General features: G+C 37.7%; 10 protein-coding genes and 1 pseudogene. 5 read left to right on the top strand and 6 right to left on the bottom strand.

Features of this window, described 5'->3' with window-relative positions; genetic code table 11:
- Together F933_RS17455 and F933_RS15465 are read right to left on the bottom strand one after the other, a co-directional pair.
- Positions 1–1,174: multicopper oxidase domain-containing protein (locus F933_RS17455; RefSeq protein WP_005062711.1), on the bottom strand; the 1,174-nt coding region annotated here is incomplete at its 3' end.
- An 87-nt stretch (positions 1,175–1,261) separates the two neighbouring features.
- Positions 1,262–1,588, bottom strand: a complete 327-nt coding sequence (locus F933_RS15465) for a hypothetical protein (RefSeq protein ID WP_005062709.1) — start codon at positions 1,586–1,588, stop codon at positions 1,262–1,264.
- 151 nt (positions 1,589–1,739) lie between these two features.
- On the opposite strand from F933_RS15465, the gene F933_RS15460 reads away from it, so the two are divergent.
- Together F933_RS15460 and F933_RS15455 are read left to right on the top strand one after the other, a co-directional pair.
- Entirely contained in the window at positions 1,740–2,432 is a 693-nt protein-coding gene (locus F933_RS15460) for a heavy metal response regulator transcription factor (RefSeq protein ID WP_005062708.1), read from the top strand.
- Positions 2,413–3,789 carry a heavy metal sensor histidine kinase gene (locus tag F933_RS15455; protein WP_005062705.1) on the top strand — a complete coding sequence of 459 codons (1,377 nt, stop codon included), beginning with the start codon at positions 2,413–2,415 and terminating at the stop codon, positions 3,787–3,789. The genes F933_RS15460 and F933_RS15455 overlap by 20 nt, the downstream gene beginning before the upstream one ends.
- A gap of 59 nt (positions 3,790–3,848) precedes the next feature.
- Here F933_RS15455 and F933_RS15450 read toward each other — a convergent pair whose 3' ends face one another.
- Complete coding sequence (locus F933_RS15450; protein WP_005062702.1) at positions 3,849–6,194, bottom strand: heavy metal translocating P-type ATPase; 2,346 nt, start codon at positions 6,192–6,194, stop codon at positions 3,849–3,851.
- 281 nt (positions 6,195–6,475) lie between these two features.
- On the opposite strand from F933_RS15450, the gene F933_RS15445 reads away from it, so the two are divergent.
- From F933_RS15445 to F933_RS15435, 3 genes are all read left to right on the top strand, one after another.
- A complete protein-coding gene (locus tag F933_RS15445) occupies positions 6,476–6,856 on the top strand; it encodes a copper resistance CopC family protein (protein ID WP_005062701.1) in 381 nt (126 codons plus the stop codon).
- Between the two features lie 67 nt (positions 6,857–6,923).
- Positions 6,924–7,805, top strand: a complete 882-nt coding sequence (locus tag F933_RS15440) for a copper resistance D family protein (RefSeq protein WP_005062700.1) — start codon at positions 6,924–6,926, stop codon at positions 7,803–7,805.
- 16 nt (positions 7,806–7,821) lie between these two features.
- Positions 7,822–8,088, top strand: a complete 267-nt coding sequence (locus F933_RS15435) for a hypothetical protein (RefSeq protein ID WP_005062699.1) — start codon at positions 7,822–7,824, stop codon at positions 8,086–8,088.
- A gap of 167 nt (positions 8,089–8,255) precedes the next feature.
- On the opposite strand, the pseudogene F933_RS17175 reads toward F933_RS15435, so the two are convergent.
- From F933_RS17175 to arsH, 3 genes and pseudogenes are all read right to left on the bottom strand, one after another.
- Positions 8,256–8,348 (bottom strand): annotated as a pseudogene (locus F933_RS17175) (heteromeric transposase endonuclease subunit TnsA); the annotation flags it as partial.
- Between the two features lie 75 nt (positions 8,349–8,423).
- On the bottom strand, positions 8,424–9,404 hold the full coding sequence (gene trxB, locus F933_RS15430; RefSeq protein WP_005062698.1) for a thioredoxin-disulfide reductase: 981 nt from the start codon (positions 9,402–9,404) through the stop codon (positions 8,424–8,426).
- Between the two features lie 18 nt (positions 9,405–9,422).
- Positions 9,423–10,127 (bottom strand): arsenical resistance protein ArsH, encoded by a 705-nt coding sequence (gene arsH / locus F933_RS15425; protein WP_005062697.1) that lies wholly within the window; start codon positions 10,125–10,127, stop codon positions 9,423–9,425.

Raw genomic sequence — 10,127 nt, 5'->3', positions numbered from 1 at the left:
TGTCATGATTCATTCCAGTCATCGACTGATCTTTTGAATCGCCAGACATAGAAGACATATCATGATCCATACCTTTCATTGAAGACATGTCATGACTCATTCCCATATCCTCCATAGTCAATAAAGAACGTGGACGTGGTTTTGGCATCTCAATACTTTTGACAGGTGAAGTATTTTCATCATGTAACATGCCAACAGAAAAACCACTACGATCAATAGACTCAGCTTCTATCTGGTAGTTTGCTTGTTTAGGCTCCACAATGACATCGTAAGTTTCAGCTGTTCCTATTCTGAATTCATCAACTGGTACAGGTTTCACTGGCTGGCCATCTGCACTTACTACAGTCATTTTCAGGTTAGGGATTCTTACATCAAAGAGAGACATTGCAGAGGCATTAATGAACCGAAGACGTACTTTTTCTCCGGCTTTAAAATTTCCAGTCCAATTTTGTTCTGGAGTCTTACCATTCATCAAAAACGTATATTTTGTTACATCGGACATATCGGTCTTAAGCATTCGCATTTGATTCCACATGGAACGATCTTTCCATGTTGCTTTTAAACCGTCCCTTTTAATCTGTTTTAGAACATCAAAAACTGTTTCTCTTCTATTTTGGTAATAATCAGCCTCTTTTTTGAGGTTATTCATAATCTGACCACTAGTAGAATTATGAAAATCAGAGAGTAAGACTACATAATCTCTATCGGCCTTTTCTCCAGCTGTTAAAGGGACTTTATTTTTTGGATAAATGACTAAAGGTCCATATAGACCATCTTGCTCTTGACCTTTACTATGCGAGTGATACCAGTAGGTCCCATTTTGACGAACCTTGAATTTATATTCATAAGTTTTATTTGGTGCAATACCATCAAATTGATTAAATCCCGGTACTCCATCCATAATGCCAGGTAAAATTAAACCATGCCAATGAATAGAAGAGTCCTGATTTTTTAATTTATTGTGTACACGAATAATAGCGTCATCACCTTCTTCAAACTCAAGAAGAGGGGCAACAAATTTACCATTCACAGTAATCCGCTTTAAGGGTTTCCCAGTGATATTCACTGTTTGCTCAGCAATTGTTAAATCGTATTCTTTAACCGCTGCCATGACCCAAGTCGACGAAAATAAACCGACTCCTATTAAAAGCACATGACTTAATTTTTTAGACATTTATTTCACCTATCTAATATAAAGATGAAGGGATAAAGTAGATTTCTCATTCTCGTTATCCCCCCAATCATTCACTTATCATATTCGTTATTTATTTGACATATTCATCTTAGAATGGTCCATGTCCATCATTTTAGAATGATCCATATCTCCCATTTTAGAGTGGTCCATATTCATCATCTTAGAATGGTCCATTTGAGACATATCACTCATCTTACTGTGATCATGCTGAGTTTTTTCTTCATTCTTCATATCACAAGGTTTTTGGCATTTCTCTTGCGCTTTTGAGTTTGCTTTGATCTCTGTGTTTACAGTATTTGCTGGTTTAGCATCCGCTGCCCAAGATTGAGTTCCGGCAATTAAAGTTCCAACACACATAAGGGTTGTTAAGCTACGACGTAATAGTGTTTTCATTTTTTGCTCCAAAAAATTAACTTCATGTACATACCTTAAATGGTCCCACTGAACATCTATGTGACCTGAAAATGACATTTTTGTAATCTACATCGCATCGCGTATTTATAACGTTATTATGATCTTAATAAGTGATATGGGTTTTTTATAAATGAGAATCTTATTAGTTGAAGATGAACAAAAAACAGGTGACTACCTAAAACAAGGTCTTTCTGAAGCCGGATATATTACAGACTGGGTTACGGATGGTTTATCGGGTAAACATCAAGCTCTTTCTGAAGAGTATGACCTAATCATATTAGATGTGATGCTACCAAAGCTAGATGGCTGGAATATCATTAATGATATCCGGAAGAATGGAAGAACAATGCCTATTCTTTTTCTTTCAGCTCGTGATCAAATTGAGGACAGAGTAAAAGGATTAGAGCTGGGAGCGGATGACTATCTTGTTAAACCTTTTGCTTTTGCAGAATTACTTGCACGAATTAAAACATTACTTCGTCGTGGCCAACAAAAAGAAGATAGCAACATTATTACGATTGCAGATCTTGAACTCGATCTTCGTAAACGTCGTGTTACTCGAGCTGGACAACGTATTGACCTTACAGCTAAAGAGTTTGCATTGATGGAGTTATTTATGCGTAGACGTGGAGAAATTCTCCCTCGTGCTTTAATTGCCTCACAAATATGGGATATGAATTTTGACAGTGATACCAATGTAGTAGAAGTCGCAATTAAGCGATTAAGAAGTAAAATAGATAGTAATTTTAGCCCAAAGCTAATTCAGAACATCCGTGGAATGGGATATGTTCTAGAGGTTGAAGATGACTCACAAACTGTTTAATGCGATCAGTTTCCGTATCGCTCTTATCTTCTCTCTTTCTACAATTATCATTTTAATGATTATGGGATTAGTCATTCATCAACTTGTAATGCATCATTTCGAAACTCAAGATCGAACTCAGTTAGAAGGTAAAATTCAACTTTTAGAAAATCTACTCGAGCAGAATCCCTCCAATTCGCATGAACTAAATGTATATTTAAAAGATGCTCTAGTCGGACATCATGACCTCATTGTTCAGATTGAACGTCCAACTGGCCAAATTATTTTTAGTTCAGCACCAGCAGTTATTAAGGCTCAAACATTAGTCAAGTCTAAACATGCCCCATGGATAGAATGGGAGATCAAGAATAAAACTTACCGTGGTTTAGTTTATAAAAAGACTTTTAATAGGAACAGTAGCATTCCATCAGCTCAGATTATTGTTGGAATCGACACATCTGAGCACCTACACTTTTTAAATGATTTTAGGCGCCAGCTATTATATATCGGTGTCATTGGGACCATATGTTTAATGTTCCTAGGCTGGTTTGCTGCATGGAGAGGATTACGACCAGTTCAAAAAATGGCAAAAGTCGCAGAAGGTATTTCAGCTCAGCATCTTTCTGAGAGGTTAGAAGTCGATCATACTCCAACTGAACTTAAATCACTGGCTATCGCTTTTAACGATATGTTAGATCGCCTAGAAACAGCAGTCGAAAAACTCTCAGATTTTTCATCTGACCTTGCTCATGAGATAAGGACACCTATTAATAATTTGATGACTCAAACTCAAGTCTGTTTATCTCGGAGCCGAGATATTACTACTTATCAGGAAGTTCTCTTTTCGAATCTGGAAGAATTCGAACGTTTAGCTCGAATGATTTCCGATATGTTATTCCTAGCCAAAGCTGAACATGGTCTACATTTACCAAATTTACAAGAGGTTAATCTCGTAAAAGAAGTTTCAGCATTATTTGACTTTTATGATGCTATCGCTGCTGAAAAAGGAATGTCATTGGAACAAATAGGACAAGGGAATGTGAAGGGTGACCCGTCTATGTTACGTCGCGCACTGAGTAATTTACTATCCAATGCGATTAAATATGGCAAAACCGATTCAATAATCAAAATTAAGTTCCAACGAAATATTGATACCACCATATTCACTATTGGGAATGAAAGCTCACCCTTAACTTCTGAGCAATTGAACAGGCTATTTGATCGATTTTATCGTACAGATGCATCAAGACAGAGAGTTGAAGAAGGCACTGGTTTAGGTTTAGCAATTACTAAATCGATTCTTGATGTACATGGGGCAACAATTCAAGCAGATTATCAAAATGGCCGTATAACTTTCAAAATTATTTTTAAAAATTAATTATATAACTACTGACTACTCATTTTTAATAGCTAAAAACTAATGAGTAGTCAGAAATTTTATTTTTGACTACGTAACCTTAACGCATTACCAATGACCGATGCAGAACTTAGACTCATTGCCAAGGCTGCAATCATAGGAGAGAGCAGCCAGCCAGTGAACGGGTATAAGATTCCCGCAGCTAAAGGAATGCCTAATGCATTATAAAGGAATGCAAACATTAGATTTTGCTTCATATTTTTAATAGTCGCCTCTGACAAGGAGCGAGCAATCTCTATCCCGCGCAAATCCCCTTTAACTAAGGTCACTTGAGCACTATTCATCGCCACATCTGTACCTGTACCCATTGCAATCCCGATATCAGCCTGAGCTAAAGCTGGAGCATCATTGATCCCATCTCCAGCCATCGCAACCACTCTTCCTTCTTTTTGCAATTTATTAACTAGATCTAATTTATCTGCGGGTTTAACCTCACCATAAACTTCAGTAATACCTAATTTAGTACCTACTGATTTCGCTGTAGTTAAACCATCGCCAGTTGCCATTACGATTCTTAACCCAGAATTTTTTAAAGAAAGTACAGCTTCTGGAGTACTTTCCTTGATTGGATCAGAGACAGCTAATAGCCCAATAAGTTTGCTATCGACAGCTAGATACATAACACTTGCGCCTTCTGCTCTTAACTCTTCAGCTTGAGGAATTAATGTATCAACTGATATTCCAAATTGTTCCATTAAAGCTGTATTACCTAGAGCTAATTGTTGTCCATTTATCTCCCCCTTAACACCAATCCCCGAGCCTGACTCAAAGGAACCAGGGGAAGTTAATGAAAGATTTCTTTCACGGGCAGCGCGAACAATTGCATCAGCTAAAGGATGTTCACTTCCTTGGTCCAAACTGGCAGCTAAGCGAAGTACCTCATTTTCTTCATATCCAGAAAGAGCAATGACCTTATCAAATGATGGCCGACCTTCTGTTAAGGTCCCAGTTTTATCAATAATTAATGTATCAATCTTACGTAAATTTTCTATTGCAGCAGCATCTCGAAAAAGCACTCCATTTGATGCACCTCGTCCTGTTGCAACCATAATTGACATCGGAGTAGCTAACCCTAAAGCACATGGACAAGCGATAATCAAAACTGCGACTGCATTGATTAGCCCGTAAACCCAACTTGGTTCCGGTCCAAATATGCCCCAACCAAAGAAAGTAAGAACAGCAATAGCAATAACGGCCATAACAAACCATCCTGCTACGTGATCTGCCATTCGTTGCATGGGGGCTTTAGAGCGTTGAGCTTGTGCAACCATTTGAACTATTTGGGAGAGTACTGTTGAAGACCCGACTTTCTCTGAACGCATCACTAATGAACCGTTCATATTCATTGTTGCACCTATCACTGGATCCCCTATACGTTTTGTAATAGGGACTGGTTCCCCAGTCAACATTGATTCGTCTACCGAGCTTGTACCTTCGGTAATAATTCCATCAACAGGTACCTTTTCACCTGGCCGCACCCTCAGTAAGTCCCCAACGTGCACATGGGATAGAGGAATATCTTCCTCTCTACCATCTTCATGAATTTTTCTTGCGATTTTCGGTGCCAGGCCAAGCAGAGATTTTATCGCAGCCGAAGTCTGTGATCGTGCTTTTAGCTCTAAGACTTGGCCTAACAATGTCAGTGAAATAATGGCGGCAGTAGCTTCAAAATATACAGCAACACGCCCCATAGAGATAAAGGAGGCTGGGAACACGTGTGGGGCTAAAGTCCCAACTACACTATAAATAAATGCAGCTCCAGTCCCTATTCCTATTAAAGTCCACATATTCGGACTACGATTTAAAATTGACTGCCAGCACCTAACAAAAAATGGCCACCCAGCCCAAAAAACAATAGGTAAAGTGAGGATGAGTTCAATCCAGCTTTGTACCTTCATCTCAAACCAGTTCAGCTGATGACCAAACATTGCTAAAAAAATAACGATAATGGTTAAAGGCAAGGTATACCAGAATCTTCTTTTAAAATCCTTGAGTTCAGGATTTTCATCAGTCTCATCTAAATTCGGAAGCAAGGGTTCTAATGTCATACCACAAATAGGACAGTTCCCAGGGTGATTCTGACGAATTTCCGGATGCATTGGACAAGTGTAAATTGTGGAAGTATCAATATTATTTGAGTTTAGCTCAATCTTCTTTTGAGGTTCTTTTTCTGGAGTAGCCTCTTCTACTTTAGCAATATAAAAAGCAGGATCACCCTTAAATTTTATGTGGCATCTTTCACTACAAAAGTAAAAAGTTTTATTATTAACTTTTTCATGAAATTCGGATTTTTCCGTTACAGCCATGCCACAGACGGGGTCCTTAAGGGTGTTATTTATATTTTTATCTTCATGATGATGGTCCATAAAAAACCTCCTTCATATTTAATTTTTAAAGTAACTATTTCCTTAGAACGGAAATAAACTTCCCATTATTTGAATATTTAATGACCATTATTTTCGTAAAATCAGTGTAGCACTTGTGCGTTTTCAATTCTAAAAATGACAAAAATGTAATTTTGGAGTCATCAAGACGTTTCTCTCTATCTTGAATAATAAGCCTACGAAGGGTGATGACCGGCCTACTCAATCTATGAATTTCATTGGGTCATTACTTAGCCATGTATCAGTTTTAAAAGGATGATGAAATGAAAATTTTCCAAAACAAAATGTCAGCTCTACGTAATGTATTAGTAGGCACGACTATGGTTATAGCTGCTTCAAGCGCATTTGCACATGTCAAACTTGAAAGTGCAACTCCAGCTATTAATGCTTCTGTCACAAGCCAACCAAAAAGTATTACGCTTAACTTTGGTGAAGAAGTCATGTTAATGAACGTCAAGTTACTTGATGCCCAACGTAAAGACATTCCTTTAAATTACAAAGTAACTCATGATTTAAAAAAATCTTTTGAAGTAGCGGTCCCTAAGCTTAATAAAGGGAAATACACGGTGGTTTGGACCACAATGGGTACTGATGGTCACAATATGAATGGTGAATATAATTTCACTATTAAATCGGCAAAATAACAATAAAACGTAAATAGTCAATATGCCAGCAGCTTGCTGGCATATTGCTATCACAAGGAAGAGAAATATGAATCCTGAAACTTGGTTATATATAACATGGCTGGTTAAAGTTGTTTTATATTTAGGGATAGCCTTTACTGTTGGGGGAGCTTTTAGCTATTTCCTATTAGGGCGTTATGTTGAAATCAAGGAAACCATTCTAAAATACATTACTGTTGGAACCGGGCTAGGTCTAATTGCAAGCGTATTAGGCTTCTTCATTCTCATAGGAAGTTTTGCCAATACAGGCCTTTCCGGTATGTGGGATAGTAACTACATAAATATATTAATAAATACTCCCATCGGGCATACCCATATTCTTCGATCAATTAGTTTTGCACTTTTACTATTATTTATGATCATAAAACTTAGTAAAGGGACAATTCAGGTTTCCAAACTAGAGGGGATAATATTTGTCTTACTATTAATCCCAATAGTTTACAGTTTCTCTCAGCTAGGTCATGTTACGAATTTACCTTTATTCGCTCAATTTTTATTGTCAATACATGTACTCGTGATGTCTTTATGGATGGGAGCACTTTATCCATTGTGGAAAACAAGTAAGAAAATTACTGGTCTACCCTTAAAAGAACGCATGCATCTATTTGGACGAATTGCAGCTTTTGTTGTAGGGATATTACTCGCTTGTGGAGCCAGTGTGGCTCTGTTACTCCTTAAAGATTTCAATACTCTACTAAATACTCCTTACGGGCATGGATTTATAATTAAAATTCTTTTTGTTCTAAGTATTTTATTATTAGCTGCATTTAACAAATGGTATTTTACCCCTCGCTTACAAGATCCTAAATTTGCTAAGCAGTTGGGTTATGCCATTTTATTTGAAATGTCTCTAGGCCTAATGATTCTTTTAACGACTGGTTACATCACGACAGTAGTTGGTATTGAGTAGAAGAAGGAACCAAGTAATGACTTTATGGATGAAAGTAAATTTTATTGTAGTTATATCTGTTGTGATGATTACTTATAGTTGGGCCAAACCAGCTTCAACTAAAGCTATGCATACCCTTGATGATAGCGAGTTAAGTAAAGTTACGGATCATGATCATTCAGATAAAAATTTACTCACACATACTCATGAACCTCTTACCAAGACGAAAGAGGTTCCACAGAATTTAACTAAAGAAAATGATCTACGAAATTTAAAACTGATACAAACTCCTCAACCAAAATAAGTCTAAGTGGGTTTTTCTTAATCCTGGGGATAGAAAGATTCTATTCCCTATAAACGATTAAGGATTAATTTTTTTCTTTAGAAATTTGATAAAGCTCTCAAATCTTTTTGTATCTAATAAGGCTTCATCTGGCTCTTCAATATGATAGAGCATTGTTTGAGCCATAAAAAAGCTATCAAACTCTTTCTTAAAATGCGTGTATTACCAATTTTTCTTCGGGCTGGTACGATCTTTACTGTGTCGCATAATTGATTGTACATTCTTGGTTCCGTCGCATAGTTCATTATAAAATTAGTCGCATAGTTCTTTGTAAAACATGATCTAAGTTATTGACTCTAGCTTAAATTGTCGCATAGTTCTTTGTAAATGACAGCACTGTCTAGATATTTTTCAGCATCTAGAGCAGCCATACAGCCTGAACCTGCTGAAGTAATCGCTTGACGATAGATACTATCAGCAACATCACCAGCAGCAAAAACGCCTGCTACAGAAGTCGCTGTTGCGTTACCTGAAGTACCACTTTGTACTTGAATATAGCCATCACGTAAGTTTAGCTGACCTTCAAACATAGAGGTATTTGGTTTATGGCCAATTGCAATGAATAAGCCTTGAACTTGTACTTCTTGTTTGCTGTCATCTTTCGTAGATTTTAAACGAACACCTGTTACGCCAGTATTGTCACCAAGAACCTCTTCAACTTCATGGTTCCAAACAATACTGATTTTGCCTTCTTTTTCTTTAGCAAATAAGTGATCTTGTAAAATCTTCTCAGAACGTAAAGAATCACGACGGTGAACAAGCGTCACATGTGCAGCAATATTTGATAAATAAAGCGCTTCTTCAACTGCAGTGTTACCACCACCTACAACCATCACTATTTGATTTTTGTAGAAGAAACCATCACATGTTGCACAGGCACTTACGCCTTGGCCCATAAATTTCTGTTCAGACTCTAGACCAAGGTACTGAGCCGTAGCACCAGTTGCTATAATCAAAGCGTCACATGTGTACTCTTCCATATCACCTTTAAGAACAAAAGGACGTACGTTTAAGTCCACTTCGTTAATATGGTCATAGACGAGTTCTGTACCAAAGCGTTTAGCATGTGCCTGCATCCGATCCATTAATGCAGGACCTGTTAAACCTTCAGGATCGCCCGGCCAGTTGTCAACTTCGGTTGTTGTTGTAAGCTGCCCACCTAGTTGTAAACCTGCAATTAAAGTAGGTTTAAGGTTGGCACGTGCTGCATAGACAGCTGCACTATAGCCCGCCGGGCCAGAACCGAGAATTATCAAACGTGAATATCTACTTTGCATTTAGTTCTCTCCATTAAGTTACAGACTACGCTGGTTAACACGTTTTGATAATTCTTCAGCAGATTCTTTACGTTCAGAATATCGATCAGTTAGATACAGGCTTTGTCCACGCGTAAGTAATGTAAACTTATAGAGTTCTTCCATCACATCCACAATACGATCATAATAAGAAGATGCTTTCATACGTCCATCTTCTTCAAATTCTAAAAAAGCTTTAGGAATTGAAGATTGATTCGGGATTGTAATCATCCGCATCCAACGCCCTAAAATACGCATCTGGTTGACGCTATTAAAAGATTGTGAGCCACCACTGACTTGCATAAGTGCCAAAGTTTTCCCTTGAGTTGCGCGGATAGCACCCCCAGCAAGAGGGATCCAATCAATTTGTGATTTAAAGATAGAACTCATTGAGCCATGACGTTCAGGTGAACACCAGACCATACCTTCTGACCATGCTAAAAGTTCATGTAATTCTTTTACTTTTGGGTGCTCAGTATCAGCATCTTCTGGTAAAGGTAATCCTTTGGGATGAAAGATTTTTACTTCCGCACCAAATTCTTCCAAGATTCGACCTGCTTCCATCACCGCTAAGCGGCTATACGACCGTTCACGATTCGAACCATATAACAATAAAATGCGCGGTGCATGATCCAACGCTTTAGCTTGAACTTTTTCTAAAGTAGGTTGATCAAGAAGATTCATATCAACATTTGGAAGATTCAT

The organism is Acinetobacter beijerinckii CIP 110307, from assembly GCF_000369005.1.
Taxonomy (GTDB): domain Bacteria; phylum Pseudomonadota; class Gammaproteobacteria; order Pseudomonadales; family Moraxellaceae; genus Acinetobacter; species Acinetobacter beijerinckii.
The sequence above is the reverse complement of the archived record's forward strand: the minus strand, read 5'-3'. Positions and strand labels throughout refer to the sequence as shown.

What these genes read in the sequence shown, in the direction of transcription:
- trxB (WP_005062698.1), bottom strand. Translation starts at nt 9,404, where the DNA reads ATGCAAAGTAGATATTCACGTTTGATAATTCTCGGTTCTGGCCCGGCG.
- F933_RS15445 (WP_005062701.1), top strand. Translation starts at nt 6,476, where the DNA reads ATGAAAATTTTCCAAAACAAAATGTCAGCTCTACGTAATGTATTAGTA.
- F933_RS15440 (WP_005062700.1), top strand. Translation starts at nt 6,924, where the DNA reads ATGAATCCTGAAACTTGGTTATATATAACATGGCTGGTTAAAGTTGTT.
- F933_RS15455 (WP_005062705.1), top strand. Translation starts at nt 2,413, where the DNA reads ATGACTCACAAACTGTTTAATGCGATCAGTTTCCGTATCGCTCTTATC.
- F933_RS15460 (WP_005062708.1), top strand. Translation starts at nt 1,740, where the DNA reads ATGAGAATCTTATTAGTTGAAGATGAACAAAAAACAGGTGACTACCTA.
- F933_RS15450 (WP_005062702.1), bottom strand. Translation starts at nt 6,194, where the DNA reads ATGGACCATCATCATGAAGATAAAAATATAAATAACACCCTTAAGGAC.
- F933_RS15435 (WP_005062699.1), top strand. Translation starts at nt 7,822, where the DNA reads ATGACTTTATGGATGAAAGTAAATTTTATTGTAGTTATATCTGTTGTG.
- arsH (WP_005062697.1), bottom strand. Translation starts at nt 10,127, where the DNA reads ATGAATCTTCCAAATGTTGATATGAATCTTCTTGATCAACCTACTTTA.
- F933_RS15465 (WP_005062709.1), bottom strand. Translation starts at nt 1,588, where the DNA reads ATGAAAACACTATTACGTCGTAGCTTAACAACCCTTATGTGTGTTGGA.